Genomic DNA, 20,828 nt, shown 5'->3' on the forward strand with positions numbered 1-20,828 from the left:
AACAATGAGTACTTTCGATATAAATACAATTACACGTGAAAACGTAAAATCTTTAAAACCATATTCTTCGGCGAGAGATGAGTTTGAAGATTTTGATACTGCCGATATGATTTTTTTGGATGCAAATGAAAACCCGTTTCAAAATGGAGTAAATCGTTATCCAGATCCACAGCAGAATTCGGTTAAAGCAATTTTAGCCAAAAATAACAATACAAAACAGAGTCAGATTTTGTTAGGAAATGGAAGTGACGAAGTTTTGGATTTGATTTTTAGAGCTTTCTGTGAACCAAAAACAGATAATATTATTACGTTGCCGCCTACATATGGTATGTACAGCGTTCTGGCGAATATAAACGCAGTAGAAAACAGGGAAATTCTGCTTACAAATGATTTTCAGCCTCAAGTAGAAAAAATTTTAGAAGCGGTTGATGACAATACTAAAATCATCTTTTTATGTTCGCCCAATAACCCCACTGGAAATTCTTTTTCAGATGAAAGTATTGTAAAATTACTTCAAAACTTTAAAGGATTAGTTGTAATTGATGAAGCATATATTGACTTTTCAGAAAAAGAAAGCTGGCTTGTGGAAATTGATGAATATCCAAATTTGGTAATTACTCAGACGCTTTCAAAAGCCTATGGTTTAGCTGGAATTCGTTTAGGAATTTGTTATGCATCAGAATCTGTTATTTCAGTTTTAAATAAAATAAAACCGCCTTATAATGTGAACGAATTGACACAGCAAAGAGCTATAGAGCGTTTAAAGGATTATGAAAAGATAAAACAAGAAATAGCTTCTATTATAAAGCAAAGAGAAGAATTACTTAAAGCTTTACTTGAAATAGATTTTGTGGAAAAAATTTATCCTACAGAAGCTAATTTTGTTTTGGTAAAAGTAGATGATGCTAACAAAAGATACGATCAATTAATTGAAAAAGGAATTGTAATTCGTAACAGAACCACTCAGCCTTTATGCGAAAACTGTCTTCGTTTTACTATTGGAACAGAAGAGGAAAATGCAGTTTTAATTAAAGAATTGAAGTTGTTGAGTTAATTTTTGCACAGTTTTTCTCAATCTTGTCATTTCGACGAAGGAGAAATCTTCGCAAGAAATTCCGCAACGGGAGGCACAGCAAACGGAGATTTCTCCTTCGTCGAAATGACAAATAGAAGTCTTAAGCAAAAATAAATGGCTATATCAGCCAAAAAACATAAAACATGAAAAAAGTACTTTTTATCGATCGTGATGGAACGATTGTTTTAGAACCTGAAAATTACCAATTAGACAGCTTAGATAAACTGGAATTTTATCCAAAAGCTTTTCAATATCTAGCAAAAATTTCCAGCGAATTAGATTACGAATTAGCAATGGTAACCAATCAGGACGGATTAGGAACGGATAGTTTTCCTGAGGATACCTTTTGGCCAACACAAAATTTCATTCTAAAAACTTTTGAAAACGAAGGAGTTGTTTTTAATGAAATTTTTGTGGACAGATCTTTTCCAGAAGAAAATGCGCCAACACGCAAGCCAAGAACAGGAATGTTGACAAAATACTTGAATAATCCAGAATATGATTTAGAAAATTCTTTTGTTTTAGGAGATCGTTTAACAGATGTTGAATTGGCTAAAAATCTGGGAGCAAAAGCGATCTACATGAATGATATCGATGGAATTGGCAGTAACGAAATTTCATCAAAACGCGAAGAATTAGACGAAACAATCGTTTTGCAAACCATGGATTGGAAAAAAATCTATGAGTTTTTAAAGTTAGAGGCACGTTCTGCGTCAATAACTCGTAAAACCAATGAAACTGATATTTATATCAATTTAAACTTGGATGGAACCGGAAAAAGTAAAATTGATACTGGAATTGCTTTTTTTGATCACATGTTAGACCAGATTTCGCGTCACGGTCAAATGGATTTAGAAATTCTTGTAAAAGGTGATTTAGAAGTCGATGAACATCACACAATTGAAGATACGGCAATTGCTTTAGGAGAAGTTTTCGCAAAAGCATTGGGAAATAAACTAGGAATCGAGCGTTACGGATTCTGTTTGCCAATGGACGATTGTTTAGCGCAGGCAGCAATTGATTTCGGCGGTAGAAACTGGCTGATTTGGGAAACCGAATTCAAACGTGAAATGGTCGGTAAAATGCCAACAGAAATGTTTTATCATTTCTTCAAATCGTTTACAGACGGCGCAAAAGCCAATTTAAATATCAAAGCAGAAGGAATCAACGAACATCATAAAATCGAAGCAATTTTTAAAGCTTTCGCGAAAGCAATAAAAGTAGCAGTGAAAAGAGATACAGAAAAAATGATTTTGCCTTCGACGAAAGGAATGTTGTAAAACGCTATAAGCAATAGGCTGTAGGCATTAGGCCTATTGCTTATGGCTTAAAGCTTAAAGCTTTTTTAATGAAAATAGTAATCATAAATTACGGAGCAGGAAATATTCAGAGCATTATGTTTGCTATTGAAAGATTGGGATTTAAAGCTGTTTTGAGTAACAATCCTAATGAAATTAAGTCGGCAGATAAAGTGATTTTTCCTGGTGTGGGCGAGGCTAGTTCGGCGATGTTTAAACTTCGCGAAAGCGGTTTGGATAGTTTGATTCCGCAATTGAAGCAACCCGTTTTAGGCATTTGTTTGGGAATGCAGTTAATGTGTAATTCGTCTGAAGAGGGAAATACAAAAGGTTTAGGTATTTTTGATATTGATGTTGTAAAATTCTCAAACAGCGTTAAAGTCCCGCAAATGGGATGGAATCAGATTTATGACTTAAAATCGGATTTATTTAAGGGAATTTCGGAAAATGAGTTCATGTATTTAGTTCATAGTTTTTACGCGCCAAATTGCGATGAAGCCATTGCCACAACGAATTACGATCTGGAATATGCATCGGCTTTGCAAAAAGATAATTTTTACGGAACTCAATTTCATCCAGAGAAAAGCGGGGATGTAGGAGAGAGAATTTTAGAGAATTTTTTGAAGTTAGATTCCAAAGAATAAATCCCAAATTCCAATATCAAAATCAATTTTAATCAAAACATCAATTTTAGAAATTAGTAATTCAGTAATCTTTTTTGAATAATCTAAATTCTAAAATCAACAATCTAAAATAGAAAAATGAGAATAATACCAGCCATAGATATCATTGACGGAAAATGTGTTCGTTTGTCCAAAGGTGATTATGATACCAAGATAATTTACAACGAGAATCCGCTTGAAGTAGCGAAATCATTTGAAGCACACGGAATTGAATACTTGCATTTAGTAGATCTTGATGGCGCAAAATCGAGTAAAATTGTCAATTATAAAATCTTAGAACAAATTGCGACGCAAACAAGTTTAAAGATCGATTTTGGAGGCGGATTAAAATCGGATGACGATTTGAGAATTGCTTTTGAAAGCGGTGCAAATCAAATTACCGGCGGCAGTATTGCGGTGAAAAACAGAGCGATTTTCGAAAAATGGATTTCAGAATACGGTTCAGAAAAAATTATTTTAGGTGCTGATGCTAAAGATGAAAAAATCGCGGTTTCTGGTTGGTTAGAGGAATCAAATGAAGATTTAGTGCCGTTTATTCAGGATTATCAATCAAAAGGAATTCAATATGTTATCTGTACCGATATTGCGAAAGACGGAATGCTTGAAGGTCCAAGTTTTGATTTATACAGCAAAATTTTAGGAGAAGCAAAAGAAATAAAATTAATCGCTTCCGGCGGAATTTCAACCTTCGATGAATTACCCAGATTAGCGGAATTAGGCTGCGAAGGAACGATTATAGGAAAAGCGATTTACGAAGGGAGAATCACTTTGAAACAGTTAGAGGATTTTATAATTAGAAAATGAGAAAATTTGATAATTAGATAATTTATGCGTGACGAAAATAATTATCTAATTGACTAATTTTCTAATTAACACATTAAAGAAATGTTAGCAAAAAGAATAATAACCTGCTTAGATATAAAAAACGGAAGAACCGTAAAAGGTGTTAATTTCGTTGACTTGCGCGATGCTGGCGATCCTGTAGAATTGGCTGAAATTTATTCGAGAGAAGGTGCAGACGAACTAGTTTTTTTGGATATTTCGGCGACAGAAGAAAGACGCAAAACGCTGGTAAATATGGTACGAAGCGTGGCGGAAAAAATCAATATTCCGTTTACCGTTGGCGGCGGGATTTCGTCTGTTGAAGATGTTGAAATTCTGTTGAATAATGGCGCAGATAAAGTTTCGATTAATTCATCGGCAGTAAAAAATCCGCAGTTAATAAATGATTTGGCACAGAAATTTGGAAGTCAATGCGTTGTCGTTGCAATCGACGCCAAACAAATTGACGGACAGTGGATTGTGCATTTAGTGGGTGGAAAAGTGCCAACTGAACTGAATTTATTCGACTGGGCTGTAGAAGTAGCAGAACGTGGCGCCGGCGAAATTTTATTCACTTCGATGGACAATGATGGGACTAAAAATGGGTTTGCAAATGAGGCTTTGGCGAAACTATCAGAATTAGTTAATATTCCGATTATTGCTTCTGGAGGAGCTGGAAACATTCAACATTTCGTTGATTCGTTTAAAGAAGGAAAAGCAGATGCGGCTTTGGCAGCAAGCGTTTTTCACTTTAAAGAAATCGAAATCAAAGCTTTGAAAGAAGAACTAAAGAATAATGGAGTGGAAGTTAGACTTTAAAGAGAATCAAGAAACAAGAAGAAAGATTAGATTTAATCTAAAATAACAAGAATTCAGAGAATCTAAAATCTGAAATCTAAAATCTAAAATTAAAATGGACATCGATATCAAAAGCGCACACGGATTAATTCCGGCTATAATCCAAGATTCAGAAACAAAAAATGTTTTGATGCTGGGTTATATGAACGAAGAATCGCTTCAAAAAACAATAGAAACTCAAAAAGTAACTTTTTTCAGCCGTTCAAAACAAAGACTTTGGACAAAAGGCGAGGAGAGTGGTAACTTTTTGAACTTGGTAAGTATTAAAAATGACTGTGATGGCGATACGCTTTTAATTCAGGCAAAACCTGTCGGGCCAACTTGTCATACAGGAGCTGACACTTGCTGGCAGGAACCAAATGAGGCGAATTACGGCTTCATTTCGCAATTAGAAAGCACAATCAAAACTCGTAGAGAAAATGCCGATTCTGAGAAAAGTTATGTGGCCTCTTTATTTGAAAAAGGAATCAATAAAATGGCTCAAAAAGTGGGTGAAGAAGCTGTAGAAGTTGTTATTGAAGCAAAAGATAATAACGATGATTTATTTCTTAGCGAAAGCGCTGATTTACTTTTTCATTATTTAATCTTATTGCAGGCGAAAGGTTTTCAACTGAATGATGTTGTGGATGTTTTGAAGAAACGTCAGAAGTAAAGTTTTGTTTCAGGTTTCAGGTTTCAAGTTTAGGGTTCTTTGCGATAACTTGAAATCTGAAACCTGAAACAAATAAAACTAATTACTCCACAAACTCAAAAACCGCAAATTCTGCTGGCTGATGAAAACCAAATTTTAAACTCTTATAAGGTTGTAATGCAAGATATTCAATCGCGTTACCGTAATCAATCCTAAAAGTATTTGCTTTCCATTTTGTACCAATTTTCGGTTCTAAAAAATTGCCGTTTTTTATCTTTGTAAGACTTGAAAATGGAATTTTAATTTCCACATTATAGCCATCAGGATTTATTTTGCTGACAGATTCCAATCCAGTAATATTAAAATTCATTGTCGTTTTCCATCCACCGCATTCAGGAGAAATACATTTTAAAAGCAGATCATAATTTGTTGAAAATGCGTTGACTCCAATTTCTACATAATTTGTTCCATCTCCATCAGGATCAAGGAAAATTTCAACCAAATCATCTGTATAAAAAATCTGCGAATCTTTCTTTTGTGCTCTTCCAATGATGTTCGAATCATTGCATTTGTAAGCTATATAAAGATTTTCTTCATTCCACGAAAGTGAAATAAAAGTTTCCTGAGAAGCTTTTTCTCCAGAATTATGAATTAAAAAAGGACCTAAAAATTGGTTTTTCCAATCTGACAAATCTCCATCAATAGTTATTTTTGCAGTAGTTTTATAAATCGGAATGGTCTGAGAATAACCTCCAGCGACATATATAAGAAAAAAGAATATGAGGAAAGTGTAGAATTTCATAAAATGAGCTCTGATTTTATAGTGCTAAAATAGAGAAGAATTATGATTTTCGATATATCATCATTCGAATAGAAATCATAAAATTTTAAAAAACTTAATTCGAATGTTTACATTTGTTGCAGATTAAGTCCCGAAGCTTTGGGATAAATACTTATTATTTTATATTTCTAACTAATGAAAAAATACTTTGGAAGCATTTTAACTGCTTTTTTAATTGGTTTCAGCGCTAATGCTCAAGGACTTTTAAATAAGTCGGAAACAGTTTTTACACATCAAGACACTTTGCGCGGGAGCATTACAAAAGAAAGAGCTTGGTGGGATTTGAAATACTATCATTTGAATGTAAAGGTAAATCCTTCAGAAAAATCAATTTCAGGTTCCAATACTGTTCGCTATAAGGTTTTAACAGAAAACAATCGAATGCAGATTGATTTGCAGGAGCCAATGAATATTACAAAGGTGACTCAAAACGGTAAGGATTTAAAGTTTGAAAGAGATGGAAATGCATTCTTTATTACTTTAACTGAAAAGCAAAAAGTTGGAGACACAAAAGAAATTGTAGTTTCATTTAGTGGAAAACCAAAAGAAGCGGTTAGAGCGCCATGGGATGGCGGTTTTTCTTGGAAAAAAGATAAAAACGGAAAAGATTTTATCGCAACTTCTTGTCAGGGCTTAGGCGCGAGTGTTTGGTGGCCTTGTAAAGACCATATGTATGATGAAGTAGAAAATATGTTAATCAGCGTAAATGTTCCTGGAGATTTAACCGAAGTCTCAAATGGAAGATTGCAAAGTGTTAAAAAAGAGAAGGATGGAACAAAAACATTTAATTGGTATGTTTCAAACCCTATAAACAATTACGGAGTAAATATTAATATTGGTGATTACGTTAATTTTTCTGAAGTATTCAAAGGAGAGAAAGGTGATTTAGATTGTAATTATTATGTTTTAAAAGATAATTTAGCTTTGGCTAAAGAGCATTTTAAAGATGCTCCAAAAATGCTTAAAGCTTTTGAAAGCTGGTTTGGACCTTATCCTTTTTATGAAGACAGTTACAAATTAGTTGAAGTTCCTTATTTAGGAATGGAGCATCAAAGTTCTGTAACTTATGGAAATCAATACAAACAAGGTTATTTAGGACGCGATTTAAGCGGAACGGGCTGGGGATTAAAATTCGATTTTATTATAATTCACGAATCGGGTCACGAATGGTTTGCTAATAATATTACTTACAAGGATATTGCTGACATGTGGATTCATGAAAGTTTTACTAATTATTCGGAAAGTATTTTTATTGAATATTACTATGGAAAAGAAGCTGCGGCAGAATATGTAATTGGGTGCAGAAAAAACATTCAGAATGATACTCCAATTATTGGGCATTATGATGTAAATAATGAAGGATCTGGTGATATGTATCCGAAAGGAGCGAATATGCTTCATACAATGCGTCAAATTATTAATGATGATGCTAAATGGAAATCGATTTTAAGAGGTTTAAATAAGACTTTTTACCATCAAACGGTTACTTCAAAACAGATTCAAGATTATATTAATGAGCAGTCGGGAATTAATTTCAACCGCGTCTTTGCACAATATTTAACGACAACTCAAATTCCTGTTTTGGAATATATGTTTAAAAACGGAACACTGGGCTACCACTGGACAAATTGTGTCTCAAAATTTGATATGCCTGTAAAGGTTAAAATTAATGGAGTGGAAACTTTGTTAAAACCAACCACAGAATGGCAGTCGGTAAAAACAACAAATGAAGACAGAAAGCTTGAAGTAGATAAAAATTTCTATGTAACGACTTCAAATATTGTTGAATAAAGTTTTTTAAAATTTCAAAATAAAAAATCCCAAATTCCAATTAATTGGCGTTTGGGATTTTTTATTTAAGTTTTTTAAATTAAACCCCACAGGTTTTTAAAACCTGTCAGGTTATTGTTTTCGTAACATTTTGTGATTTCTCCCCTCGTTCGAAATGACAAAAAAGGGCTAAAAAAAATCTTGTTTTTCAGCCCTTTTTTTATTGGAATTTGGATTTTTTTTATTGGAATTTAAAAGATTATCTATTATTCAATTTCGCTTTTTCCTTTATGATATCAGCAATTTTTCTGTTTTCAATTTTACTTTCAAGCCAAGAAATAATATCAAGATATAAGAAAGCCCTTTTTTCATAAGTGTTCTTTTCAAGTTCCACAAAACGAGCGTGCATTTTTTTGAATTCCTTCTTAATATCGGCTGGATAAAAGTTATTTAAATTTCTAAGGAATTTGATGATCTCTTTTTGAACTTCATGTAAATCATTCATTTTCAATAAAAACTTATATGTACTCTTAAGGTGATTTTCTAAATAATAATCCTTTCCAAGTTCATAATGCGCAATCAGAGATAATAATCTCGCAAAGCACATTAAATCTTCGCGCATGGTTAAGTTCTTGTTGTTGATTATTTTATCTAAATAATTAATGCATTCATTGTATTTTTCAACACCAAAATAAATAGAAGCAATTTTATAGAAAAACAACATCTCGTGGTGCTCATCAAGATGCTCGCTATGTACTTTAAGTCTGCTTAAAATTTCTGGAATTAAATATTCGCTTTCCGCAAAAGTTCCTTCTAAGATGTGCAGATTCAGTTTGTTATTGTACACATATAAAAATGAAAGCGATGCAATATTGTCATTTACAGGGAATTTGGGATCTGCAATAGTTTCTTCTAAGAGATTCAAGTATTTTTTGAAATTAGATTTGTACTTCAACATATACAGCGATTCCAAGAAATAATGATTTCCCTTTAAGAAAAATACTGGATTAAGATAAATCATATTCGGATTATCGTAGAAAAGCTGTACCCATTTATAGGCATATTTATAGCTGGCCAGAAAATCCTGAACTAGAAAGCTTCGCCACAAGTTAGCATTGTAAAACCAGTATTTTTCGCGAAATCCGAATTTGCTTTCATCCAATTTTGCAATATGCCTATTGAAATAGTCATCTATATATTTGTATTCCGCATCACTTTTTACGTATCCCGTTTTTAGCATGATTCCGTATAACTGAAGCGATAAATTCGATAATTTGCTTGAAATCGTATTGCGGTAGTTTAATTCTTTGGCTTGAACAACCAATTCGTCGGCGCGTCCCTGAATACTTCGGGTAATATATTGGGATTCAATTAGTTTTTCAAATTCAACAATTTCATACGCCATATATTTTTCATCATTCTCCAGCGCTTGTTGTTTGGTCTTATCTAAAATTTTCAAACTCTGTTTATACAATCCTTTATTATAAAGAATTACGGCAAAATCCATTTGTTCGCGCAGCTGGTAACGAATATTTTGGCTGGGAATATTCAATCTTATACTTACTAAGATTTGTTTGTACAAGTATGATTTTAAGTTAGATAGCTGTACTTTTTGGATAATACCACTTTTAAGAATGAGTTTTTCATCATAAACTTCCGATTTATCGAGAATGTTGAATAATTCAATAAATTTTGTATTTGAACTCGTTTCTAATCGGCTTGCAAAAATTTTAAACTGTCTTTTTTCTGATTTCGAAAGTGATTTGATTAAAACAAATAAGAAATCTTTTTGATGGTTAGCCATTGTAAAAAATAATAATGTAACTTATTGATAATAAATTAGTTAATAGGGTATAAATCGTTTTATGAACAGTATAATTTCATTAAAATGAATTTCGTACTGCGATAGTACGATATATATTTGTTATCAAGATGTGAAATTACATTAAATAAATGAATATGAATAGAGAGAAAGTTCAAATTTTTGACACCACTTTGCGAGATGGTGAACAAGTTCCAGGATGTAAGTTAGATACTAAACAAAAATTAGTTATCGCAGAAAGACTTGACAAAATGGGAGTTGATATCATCGAAGCAGGCTTTCCTGTATCAAGTCCAGGCGATTTTTTATCCGTCTCTGAGATTTGTAAAATTGTAGAAAATGCAACTGTCTGCGGACTAACAAGAGCTGTAAAAAACGACATTGATGTTGCGGCAGCTGCTTTGAAGCACGCTAAGAAACCAAGAATCCATACTGGAATCGGAACTTCACAATCTCACATACTCCACAAATTAAATACTACGCCAGAAGATATTATTGCAAGAGCAAAATATGCTGTAGCACACGCAAAATCGTATGTAGAAGATGTTGAATTCTACGCAGAAGATGCAGGTAGAACAGACAACGCTTTCTTGGCTAAAGTTTGTGAGGAAGTTATTAAATCTGGAGCAACAGTACTGAATATTCCTGATACTACTGGATATTGTCTTCCAGAAGAATACGGAGCAAAAATTAAATACTTAAAGGAAAACGTAAAAGGAATCGAAAACGTAATCCTTTCATGTCACTGTCATAATGATTTAGGAATGGCAACTGCAAACTCAATTGCAGGGGCTATAAATGGAGCAAGACAAATAGAATGTACTATTAATGGTATTGGTGAAAGAGCTGGAAATACTGCACTTGAAGAAGTGGTAATGATTTTCAAACAACACCCGTATTTAAATTTAGATACAAACATTAATACTAGAGAATTAAACGAAATGAGCCGTTTGGTTTCTGAAAGTATGGGAATGATTGTACAGCCAAATAAAGCGATTGTAGGAGCAAATGCTTTTGCACACAGTTCTGGTATTCACCAAGATGGTGTAATTAAAAACAGAGCAACTTACGAGATCATGGATCCGCTTGATGTTGGTGTAAACGAATCTTCGATTATTTTAACTGCAAGAAGCGGAAGAGCTGCTTTGGCTTATAGAGCTAAAAAAGTGGGTTACGAGCTTACAAAAACACAATTAGACACTGTTTATGTTGAGTTTTTGAAATTTGCTGATATCAAAAAAGAAGTTTTAGATGCTGATATTCATCAAATCATCGAGGCTTCTAAAATTGAAGGTGAATTAATTAGAAGCTAGTTAAGAAGAGAATAGAAAATAGAGCACAGAAGAAAGAGAAAAATAATATAAGGATTTAAATACATAAAGAACGAGACGTTATGAATTTGAAAATTGCAGTTTTGCCAGGAGATGGAATTGGACCTGAGGTTATTTTACAAGCCAAAAAAGCATTGTATGCTATTGCTGAAGTTTATAATCATGAATTTGTTTTTGAAGATGCGCTCATGGGAGCAGTTGCAATTGATAAAACAGGAAGCCCTTTGCCGGAACAAACACTAAATCTATGTTTAAATACAGATGCAGTTTTGCTTGGTGCAATCGGAGATCCTAAATATGATAATAATCCGAATGCAAAAGTTCGACCTGAACAAGGTTTATTGAAACTTCGTAAAGAATTAGGTTTGTTTGCGAATATTCGTCCGATAAAACCTTACAAAGCGTTAATTGAAGCTTCTCCTTTAAAGAGAGAAATTATTGAAGGAGCTGATTTTACAATTTTCAGAGAATTAACAGGCGGTGCTTATTTCGGAGCTAAAACACTCAATGAAGAAGGAACGCATGCCTCAGATTTATGTGAATATTCAGAAGAAGAAATCACCAGAATTGCACATTTAGCTTTTAAATCGGCACAAAAACGACGCAAAAAGTTAACAATGGTAGACAAAGCTAATGTTTTGGAAACTTCAAGATTGTGGAGAAAAGTAGTTCAGAAAGTGAGCGAAAATTATCCAGATGTTAAGCTTGACTTTTTATTTGTTGACAATGCGGCAATGCAGTTGATTTTAAATCCGAAACAATTTGATGTGATTTTGACTGAGAACTTATTCGGAGATATTTTATCTGATGAAGCCAGCGTAATTACAGGTTCTATTGGTTTACTGCCATCGGTATCTTTAGGAGAAAAAAATGCTTTGTTTGAACCTATTCATGGATCATATCCGCAGGCAAAAGGAAAAAACATTGCCAATCCGATTGCTTCGATTTTAGCCGCAGCGCTTTTGTTAGAGCATTTTGGATTAACTAAAGAAGCCCATGTAGTTTATAAAGCGGTGGAAAAAGCAATTGAATATAAAGTAGTTACAGTTGATTTAAAACCAGATTCAAAATTCGGAACAAATGAAGTAGGGGAGTTCATTTCTAATTTTATTTTCAGTAAAGATGATTTACTGTATTTTAATAATGACAATGTTAGTATTGGACAATCGACGATTGTTTAATATTTTTTGTTAAAAAGTGAATATAATAACAAGAAGTCTTTGAAATGTTGAGATTTTATTTTTTTACTTCCAGAAGTTTACTTACTTTTGTAACACTAAAAAATAAATGATGCAAATCTCAATTATTATTACTTCTGTCGTTGTTGTCAATGTGATTCACACATCTGCATCGGGAATGTTATAAATATAATTGAAAAACTATATTACAAACCTTCCAAATACTGGAAGGTTTTTTTTTGGAATAAAAATTAAAAATAAAATAAAACAATAATGGAATTAAATAAGTACAGCAAGACCATCACTCAAGATCAAACACAGCCTGCGGCGCAAGCAATGTTGTACGGAATTGGTTTAACTGAAGAAGATTTAAAAAAAGCACAAGTTGGAATTGTGAGCATGGGTTACGATGGTAACACTTGTAATATGCACTTGAACGATTTAGCAAAAGATGTTAAAAAAGGTGTTTGGGATGCAGATCTTGTCGGACTTATTTTTAATACCATTGGTGTCAGTGACGGAATTTCTAACGGAACGGAAGGAATGCGTTATTCATTGGTTTCTCGTGATGTAATTGCAGATTCTATAGAAACAGTTGTTGGAGCGCAATGGTACGATGGTGTAATTGCAATTCCAGGCTGTGATAAAAATATGCCGGGAGCTTTAATCGCAATGGGACGTTTAAACCGTCCAGCAATGATGGTTTACGGAGGATCTATTCACTCAGGAAAATGGAAAGGTGAATCTCTTAATATTGTATCAGCTTTTGAAGCTTTAGGTAAAAAAGTTAAAAACGAAATTACTCCAGAAGATTTCAAAGGAGTTATTCAAAATGCTTGTCCAGGTGCTGGTGCGTGCGGAGGGATGTATACAGCAAACACAATGTCTTCGGCAATTGAAGCATTAGGAATGAGCTTACCATACAGTTCATCAAACCCTGCTTTAAGTCAGGAAAAAAGAGACGAATGTGTTGCTGCAGGAGCTGCAATCAAAATTTTATTAGAAAAAGATATTAAGCCAAGGGATATTATGACCCGTAAGGCTTTTGAAAACGCTATTACAATTGTAGCGGTTTTAGGAGGTTCTACAAATGCAGTTATGCACTTAATTGCAATGGCTCACTCTGTTGATATCAAAATTACTTTGGATGATTTTCAAGCAATTAATGACAGAACGCCAGTTCTTGCTGATATGAAGCCAAGTGGTAAATACATGATGGAAGATATTCATGAAGTGGGAGGAATTCCAGCAGTAATGAAATATTTATTGAAAGCAGGACTTATTCACGGAGATTGTTTAACCGTAACAGGAAAAACAGTTGCCGAAAATTTAGCTTCTACTCCAGATTTACAAGACGGACAACAAGTAATTCATGAAATTCAAAAAGCGTTAAAACCAACTGGAAATATTCAGGTTTTATATGGAAATCTTGCTTCTGAAGGTGCTGTAGCAAAAATCAGCGGAAAAGAAGGAGAATATTTTGAAGGTCCAGCTGTAGTATTTGAAGGTGAATTTGAAGTAATTCCAGGTCTTCAAGCCGGAAAAATTAAACCAGGTAATGTAGTCGTCATCAGGTATTGCGGGCCAAAAGGTGGTCCAGGGATGCCTGAAATGCTGAAACCTACATCTGCTATTATTGGTGCTGGATTAGGAAGCAGCTGTGCTCTTATTACAGACGGAAGGTTCTCTGGAGGTTCGCATGGATTCGTGGTAGGACACGTTACACCAGAAGCTTATGATGGTGGTGGTATTGCTCTAGTAAAAGATGGCGATTTAATTGCGATCGATGCCGTGAAAAATACTATTGACCTGAAAATTTCCGACGAAGAATTTGCAGCTAGAAAAGCGGCTTGGGTACAGCCGCCGTTAAAAGTTACAAAAGGAGTTTTACTTAAATACGCAAGATCGGTCTCTAGTGCATCAACAGGCTGTGTTACCGATAATTAATTAATAAAATAACAATATCAAAAATCAATATCAATTACAATTACAATATCAAAAATTAAACAGCAATAAAATAAAAAGATCAACTTAAAATTTATAATTGAGATTGATTTTTGCCATTGAATTTTGAAATTGAAATTGATTTTTGAAAACAAAATATACTATGAAAATATCAGGGGCAGAAGCCGTTATAAGATGTTTATTAGCAGAAGGTGTAGACTTGGTTTATGGTTATCCGGGAGGAGCAATCATGCCGGTTTATGATGAATTATATAAATTTCAAGATCAGTTACACCATGTATTAGTACGCCACGAACAAGGCGCAACACATGCGGCTCAAGGGTATGCAAGAGCTACAGGAAAAGTAGGAGTGGCAATCGCAACATCAGGACCAGGTGCAACAAACCTTGTAACAGGAATTGCAGATGCTCAAATCGATTCAACTCCGTTAGTTTGTATTACAGGACAAGTTGGAAGACATTTATTAGGATCCGATGCTTTTCAGGAAACAGATATTATCGGAATTTCAACTCCGGTTACAAAATGGAATTTTCAGGTAACTGAAGCTTCTCAAATTCCAGAAATTATTGCAAAAGCATTTTATATTGCTCGTTCTGGACGTCCAGGACCTGTATTAATTGATATTACTAAAAATGCTCAATTTGATGAGTTTGATTTTAGTTATGAAAAATGTACTGGAATAAGAAGTTATGTTCCCGTTCCGAAATTAAAATTAGATAAAGTTGCCGAAGCTGCAGCTTTAATTAATAGTGCGCAAAAACCACTTATTGTTTTTGGTCAGGGAATTATTTTAGGTCAAGCCGAAGCTGAATTTAAAGCTTTTGTAGAAAAATCTGGAATTCCTGCAGCTTGGACAATTTTAGGATTATCGGCATTGCCAACAGATCATCCTTTGAATGTGGGAATGCTGGGAATGCACGGGAATTACGCACCAAATTTGCTTACAAACGAATGTGACGTTTTAATTGCATTAGGAATGCGTTTTGATGACCGTGTTACTGGAAATTTAAAAACGTACGCTAAACAAGCAAAAGTAATTCACTTTGAAATTGATCCAGCAGAGGTTGATAAAAATGTAAAAACAGAAGTTGCAGTTTTAGGAGATGTAAAAGAATCTTTAGCAGCTTTACTTCCTTTAATTGATGCAAAATCTCACGACTTGTGGTTCAACCAATTTAGAGAATTAAGAAATATTGAATTTGAATCTGTAATTAAAGAAGAATTAAATCCAACGAATGGCAAAGGAATTTCAATGGGAGAAACTATTGAAATGATCAATAAACATTCAAATGGAGATGCAATTATCGTTTCAGATGTTGGTCAGCACCAGATGTTTGCTTGCCGTTATGCCAAATTTAATTCGACTAAAAGTAATATTACTTCAGGAGGTTTAGGAACTATGGGATTTGCTCTGCCTGCTGCGATTGGGGCAAAAATGGGAAAACCAGAACGTGAAGTAGTTGCGATTATTGGTGATGGAGGCTTCCAGATGACAATTCAAGAGCTTGGAACAATTTTTCAAACCAAAGTTCCTGTGAAAATTGTGATTTTAAACAATGAATTCTTAGGAATGGTACGTCAATGGCAGGAATTGTTCTTTGATAACAGATATGCTTCAACAAAAATGATTAATCCAAATTTCATTGCAATTGCCGAAGGATATTATATCAAATCTAAAAAAGTTACGCAAAGAGAAGATTTAGATGCAGCGGTCGCTGAGATGCTGGCCTCAAAAGATTCTTACTTCTTGGAAGTTATGGTGGAAAAAGAAAATAACGTTTTTCCTATGATTCCAACAGGAGCTTGTGTTTCAGAAATTAGATTAAGTTAAGAAAAGGTTTCAAGTTTTAAGTTTCAAGTTTCACTCCCGATAGCTATCGGGGTTGAAACCTGAAACCTGAAACAAAATAAACTAAAAAACAAATGGAAGATAAAACATTTACCATATCGGTATACTCAGAAAATAACGTGGGTTTATTAAATAGAATATCTGGAATATTCTTAAAGCGTCACATTAATATATTAAGTCTAAATGTTTCTGAATCAGAAATAGAGAATGTTTCGAGATTTATCATTGTAGTAAACACTACAGAAAAATGGGTTCAGAATATTGTTGGACAAATCGAAAAACAAATTGAAGTTATAAAAGCATTCTATCACACAGATGAAGAGACAATTTATCTTGAGAATGCACTGTTCAAAATCGCTTCAAATTTATTGTTTGATGAAAAACAAATTCAAAATATAATCAAAGACAGCCAGTCTACGATTGTTACAGTTTCAAGAGATTTCTTTGTGATTTCAAAATCAGGAAGACGTTCAGAAATTGAAGAATTGTACGAAAAATTCAAACCGTACGGAATTATGCAGTTTGTACGTTCAGGAAGAATTTCGGTTTCTAAAGAAAAAATGGAAATCTCTTCATTATTAGAATCTTATAAATAAAAAACAATTTAGTTACTATAACATTATCATTAAACATTAAAACAAAAATGGCAAATTATTTCAATACATTACCACTGAGATTACAATTAGAACAATTAGGAGTTTGTGAATTTATGGAGCAGTCTGAGTTTGCAGACGGGATTGCAGCATTAGCAGGGAAAAAAGTTGTAATTGTAGGCTGTGGAGCACAAGGTTTGAATCAAGGATTAAATATGAGAGATTCTGGCTTAGATATTTCTTATGCATTACGTGCAGATGCAATAGCTGAAAAAAGAGCTTCTTATAAAAATGCAACTGAAAACGGTTTCACTGTAGGAACTTATGAAGAATTGATTCCAACTGCAGATTTAGTTTGTAACCTTACACCAGACAAACAACATACAGCGGTGGTAAATGCTATTATGCCATTAATGAAAAAAGACTCTACATTGGCTTATTCTCACGGATTCAATATTGTAGAAGAAGGAATGCAGATTCGTGAAGATATCACTGTAATTATGTGTGCTCCAAAATGTCCTGGTTCTGAAGTTCGTGAAGAATACAAAAGAGGTTTTGGTGTTCCAACACTTATCGCAGTTCACCCAGAAAACGATCCAAACGGTCTTGGTTTAGATCAGGCAAAAGCTTACGCTGTAGCAACTGGAGGACACAGAGCTGGAGTTTTAAGATCATCATTCGTTGCTGAAGTAAAATCAGATTTAATGGGTGAGCAGACAATTCTTTGCGGTTTATTGCAAACTGGATCTATTTTATGTTTTGATAAAATGGTTGAAAAAGGAATCGATGCTGCATATGCTTCTAAATTAATTCAATACGGATGGGAAACTATCACCGAAGCTTTGAAGCACGGTGGTATTACAAATATGATGGATCGTTTGTCAAATCCTGCAAAAATTGAAGCATATGAATTGGCTGAAGAATTAAAAGACATTATGCGTCCATTATTCCAAAAGCACCAAGACGATATTATTTCTGGAGAATTCTCAAGAACTATGATGGCTGACTGGGCTAATGATGATGTGAACTTATTAAAATGGAGAGCAGCAACGGGAGAAACTAACTTCGAAAAAACAGCGCCGCAAGAAGCTCCAATTGCTGAGCAGGAATATTTTGATAATGGAGTATTAATGATTGCAATGGTAAAAGCTGGTGTTGAATTAGCTTTTGAAACTATGACTGAAGCAGGAATCATCGAAGAATCTGCTTATTATGAGTCATTACACGAATTACCATTAATTGCAAACACTATCGCAAGAAAGAAATTATTCGAAATGAACCGTGTAATTTCTGATACTGCAGAATACGGTTGTTATTTATTTGATCATGCATGTAAGCCTTTATTGACTGAATTCATGAAAAAAGTGGAAACTAATATTATAGGTAAGCCATTTTCAACTTCAAATGCAGTAGACAACGCAGTACTAATCGCTGTAAATAAAGAAATCCGCCAGCACCCGATCGAAGAAGTAGGAGCATGGTTGAGAGAGTCTATGACAGCAATGAAAAAAATTGGATAATTAAAAAATTGGGAATTCCCGCAAAATTGGATTTTGCGGGATTTGCACTGTATCAATGATTTGTAATATTTTGAATTAGTAAGCACTTATTAAGAAAATAGATATAGATGCATATTGCATTCACTTAACTTTAACGAGATTAAGTTAAGTGAGGCTGATCCCTTATAATGGGGTATATTTTGATAAAATATACTTGTTGAAATTTCTGTTTTAATTAATAAAGATGCTGCTATTTTCAAAATAGAGAAAAGTATTGTAAAGCAGTTTTAAAAAATTAATTGTTATTGAAATTTGTTAAATTAAAAAAGGCATAATATCTATATTATGCCTTTTTTGCCCTTTCTAAATAGGTTTAAAAAGTAAAATTTTAAACCATATGCAAATAATTATCATATTTTATTAAAGAAATGTTTTTTTTTGATAAAATTTATGAATTAAATTGTTTCTAGAATACATTCAGATTTAATACATTTATAAAAAAATTCAACAAACGATGAGCTATTACAAAATTGAAAATTTAGAACAATATTTCAAACATTACAATAAGTCAATAAGGGAGCCAAGAAAATTTTGGGGAAAAATAGCTGAGGAGAATTTCACATGGTACCAACAATGGGAAAAAGTAGTTGATTTTAATATGGCTGAAGCTGAAGTAAAATGGTTTACAGATGCTAAAGTTAACATTACAAAGAATTGCATTGATAGACATTTAAGCAAAAGAGGAGAGAAGACGGCGATTATTTTTGAACCGAACGATCCTTCTGAAGATGCATTACATATAACGTATAACGAATTATACGAGACAGTTTCAAAAATGGCAAACGTTCTGCGTGAACAAGGTGTTCGCAAAGGAGATAGAGTTTGCATTTATTTACCAATGATTCCAGAATTAGCCGTTTCTGTATTAGCTTGTGCTAGAATTGGAGCTATACATTCTGTTGTTTTTGCTGGATTTTCTGCTTCTGCAGTTTCAGCAAGAATTAATGACTGTGAATCTAAAATGGTTATTACATCTGATGGTGGTTACAGAGGCAACAAAACAATTGACTTAAAAGGAATTGTTGATGAAGCTTTAGAAACATGCCCATCTGTAGAAAGAGTTTTAGTAGCAAAAAGAACTAAAACTGATGTAAAAATGAAAGAAGGCCGTGATATTTGGTTAGAGCCCTTATTAGAAGCAGCTTTAGACAATAGCGTTGCCGAAATTATGGATGCCGAAGATCCTTTATTTATTTTATATACTTCAGGATCAACTGGTAAACCAAAAGGTATGGTTCATACTACTGCAGGTTACATGGTTTATACAGCGTATACTTTTAAAAATGTTTTCAGCCACGAAGAAAATGATATTTTCTGGTGTACTGCAGATATCGGATGGATTACAGGACATTCTTATATTCTATACGGACCTTTGTTGAATGGCGGAACAACAGTTATTTTTGAAGGTGTACCTTCGTATCCAGATTTCAGCCGTTTTTGGGAAATTATCGAAAAACATAAAATTACACAATTTTATACAGCACCAACAGCTATTCGTTCGCTTGCAAAAGAAAGCTTAGATTATATTCAAAAATATCCTTTAAAATCTCTTAAAGTTATTGGTTCTGTTGGAGAGCCAATTAACGAAGAAGCTTGGCACTGGTTTAATGACCACGTTGGAGATAAGAGATGTCCGGTTGTAGATACATGGTGGCAGACAGAAACTGGTGGAATCATGATTTCTCCAATCGCTTTTGTTACACCAACTAAACCAACTTATGCTACTTTGCCATTACCAGGAATTCAGCCGGTTTTAATGGATGAAAAACGTAATGAAATTGAAGGAAACCAAGTTGTAGGAAGTTTATGTATTAAATTTCCTTGGCCGGGAATTGCCAGAACAATCTGGAACAATCACGAACGTTACAAAGAAACTTATTTCTCTTCTTTCCCTGGAAAATATTTTACAGGAGACGGAGCATTAAGAGACGAAGTTGGATATTACAGAATTACCGGTAGAGTAGATGATGTCGTAATTGTTTCTGGTCATAATTTAGGTACAGCGCCAATTGAGGATGCAATCAACGAACATCCTGCAGTTGCAGAGTCTGCTATTGTTGGAGTTCCTCATGACATCAAAGGAAATGCTTTGTATGGTTATGTTATTTTAAAAGAAACGGGAGAAGTTCGTAATAAAGAGAATTTGTCTAAAGAGATCAATCAATATATTGCAGACCACATTGGGCCAATTGCCAAATTAGACAAAATTCAGTTTGTTTCTGGATTACCAAAAACACGCTCTGGAAAAATTATGCGTAGAATTTTACGTAAAATAGCTGAAGGAGATTTTTCTAATTTTGGAGATACTTCAACTTTATTAAATCCAGAAGTTGTAGAACAAATTATGAAAGAAAGAATTTCTTAAGTAAAACTATAGAACAATAAAAAATGCCTCTTATAAATTTAAGAGGCATTTTTTTATGTTTAATCTAAAAGAAAAACGGCTTAACAATTTGTCAGACTGAGCGAAGTCGAAGTCCCACAAAGTGATTCTGCAAACTGACTTCGACTTCGCTCACTGTGACAATCGATAATTTTCTTTTATAGAAATTT

General features: G+C 33.6%; 16 protein-coding genes. 14 read left to right on the top strand and 2 right to left on the bottom strand.

The genetic code is table 11. The features are described 5' to 3' along the window. Positions 1 to 4: 4 nt before the first annotated feature. The 6 genes from hisC to hisIE all read left to right on the top strand — a co-directional run bounded on the left by hisC (position 5) and on the right by hisIE (position 5,388). Positions 5 to 1,054: a histidinol-phosphate transaminase gene (gene hisC / locus HYN86_RS14915; protein ID WP_113678756.1), complete on the top strand. Its 1,050-nt coding sequence runs from the start codon at positions 5 to 7 to the stop codon at positions 1,052 to 1,054. 164 nt (positions 1,055 to 1,218) lie between these two features. Then, on the top strand, positions 1,219 to 2,355 hold the full coding sequence (gene hisB / locus HYN86_RS14920; RefSeq protein WP_113678757.1) for a bifunctional histidinol-phosphatase/imidazoleglycerol-phosphate dehydratase HisB: 1,137 nt from the start codon (positions 1,219 to 1,221) through the stop codon (positions 2,353 to 2,355). Positions 2,356 to 2,423: 68 nt separating this feature from the next. Beyond that, the gene (hisH, locus tag HYN86_RS14925) at positions 2,424 to 3,017 is read left to right on the top strand and encodes an imidazole glycerol phosphate synthase subunit HisH (protein ID WP_113678758.1); all 594 of its coding nucleotides are present in this window, start codon (positions 2,424 to 2,426) and stop codon (positions 3,015 to 3,017) included. Between the two features lie 117 nt (positions 3,018 to 3,134). Continuing rightward, a complete protein-coding gene (gene hisA, locus HYN86_RS14930; protein WP_113678759.1) occupies positions 3,135 to 3,860 on the top strand; it encodes a 1-(5-phosphoribosyl)-5-[(5-phosphoribosylamino)methylideneamino]imidazole-4-carboxamide isomerase in 726 nt (241 codons plus the stop codon). A gap of 81 nt (positions 3,861 to 3,941) precedes the next feature. Further along, on the top strand, positions 3,942 to 4,697 hold the full coding sequence (hisF, locus tag HYN86_RS14935; RefSeq protein ID WP_113678760.1) for an imidazole glycerol phosphate synthase subunit HisF: 756 nt from the start codon (positions 3,942 to 3,944) through the stop codon (positions 4,695 to 4,697). An 88-nt stretch (positions 4,698 to 4,785) separates the two neighbouring features. Then, a complete protein-coding gene (hisIE, locus tag HYN86_RS14940; RefSeq protein WP_394336098.1) occupies positions 4,786 to 5,388 on the top strand; it encodes a bifunctional phosphoribosyl-AMP cyclohydrolase/phosphoribosyl-ATP diphosphatase HisIE in 603 nt (200 codons plus the stop codon). An 82-nt stretch (positions 5,389 to 5,470) separates the two neighbouring features. Here hisIE and HYN86_RS14945 read toward each other — a convergent pair whose 3' ends face one another. After that, a complete protein-coding gene (locus HYN86_RS14945; protein ID WP_113678762.1) occupies positions 5,471 to 6,169 on the bottom strand; it encodes a carbohydrate-binding family 9-like protein in 699 nt (232 codons plus the stop codon). A gap of 174 nt (positions 6,170 to 6,343) precedes the next feature. On the opposite strand from HYN86_RS14945, the gene HYN86_RS14950 reads away from it, so the two are divergent. Continuing rightward, a complete protein-coding gene (locus HYN86_RS14950) occupies positions 6,344 to 7,999 on the top strand; it encodes a M1 family metallopeptidase (protein ID WP_113678763.1) in 1,656 nt (551 codons plus the stop codon). Positions 8,000 to 8,237: 238 nt separating this feature from the next. Here HYN86_RS14950 and HYN86_RS14955 read toward each other — a convergent pair whose 3' ends face one another. Further along, positions 8,238 to 9,782, bottom strand: coding sequence for a hypothetical protein (locus tag HYN86_RS14955; protein WP_113678764.1), 1,545 nt, complete (start codon positions 9,780 to 9,782; stop codon positions 8,238 to 8,240). Between the two features lie 155 nt (positions 9,783 to 9,937). Between HYN86_RS14955 and HYN86_RS14960 the strand changes: the two genes are divergently transcribed. The 7 genes from HYN86_RS14960 (at position 9,938) to acs (ending at position 20,640) form a co-directional block, all read left to right on the top strand. After that, positions 9,938 to 11,113: a 2-isopropylmalate synthase gene (locus HYN86_RS14960; RefSeq protein ID WP_113679961.1), complete on the top strand. Its 1,176-nt coding sequence runs from the start codon at positions 9,938 to 9,940 to the stop codon at positions 11,111 to 11,113. A gap of 80 nt (positions 11,114 to 11,193) precedes the next feature. Then, positions 11,194 to 12,312: a 3-isopropylmalate dehydrogenase gene (leuB, locus tag HYN86_RS14965; RefSeq protein WP_113678765.1), complete on the top strand. Its 1,119-nt coding sequence runs from the start codon at positions 11,194 to 11,196 to the stop codon at positions 12,310 to 12,312. A gap of 270 nt (positions 12,313 to 12,582) precedes the next feature. Next, a complete protein-coding gene (gene ilvD, locus HYN86_RS14970; RefSeq protein WP_113678766.1) occupies positions 12,583 to 14,256 on the top strand; it encodes a dihydroxy-acid dehydratase in 1,674 nt (557 codons plus the stop codon). Between the two features lie 160 nt (positions 14,257 to 14,416). Then, on the top strand, positions 14,417 to 16,105 hold the full coding sequence (gene ilvB, locus HYN86_RS14975) for a biosynthetic-type acetolactate synthase large subunit (protein ID WP_113678767.1): 1,689 nt from the start codon (positions 14,417 to 14,419) through the stop codon (positions 16,103 to 16,105). Between the two features lie 92 nt (positions 16,106 to 16,197). Further along, a complete protein-coding gene (gene ilvN, locus HYN86_RS14980; protein WP_057117994.1) occupies positions 16,198 to 16,719 on the top strand; it encodes an acetolactate synthase small subunit in 522 nt (173 codons plus the stop codon). A 47-nt stretch (positions 16,720 to 16,766) separates the two neighbouring features. Continuing rightward, positions 16,767 to 18,236 carry a ketol-acid reductoisomerase gene (gene ilvC, locus HYN86_RS14985; protein WP_113678768.1) on the top strand — a complete coding sequence of 490 codons (1,470 nt, stop codon included), beginning with the start codon at positions 16,767 to 16,769 and terminating at the stop codon, positions 18,234 to 18,236. 493 nt (positions 18,237 to 18,729) lie between these two features. Beyond that, positions 18,730 to 20,640, top strand: a complete 1,911-nt coding sequence (gene acs, locus HYN86_RS14990; protein WP_113678769.1) for an acetate--CoA ligase — start codon at positions 18,730 to 18,732, stop codon at positions 20,638 to 20,640. Positions 20,641 to 20,828: the final 188 nt, after the last annotated feature.

Origin of the sequence: Flavobacterium fluviale, assembly GCF_003312915.1 — a bacterium.
Taxonomy (GTDB): Bacteria; Bacteroidota; Bacteroidia; order Flavobacteriales; family Flavobacteriaceae; genus Flavobacterium; species Flavobacterium fluviale.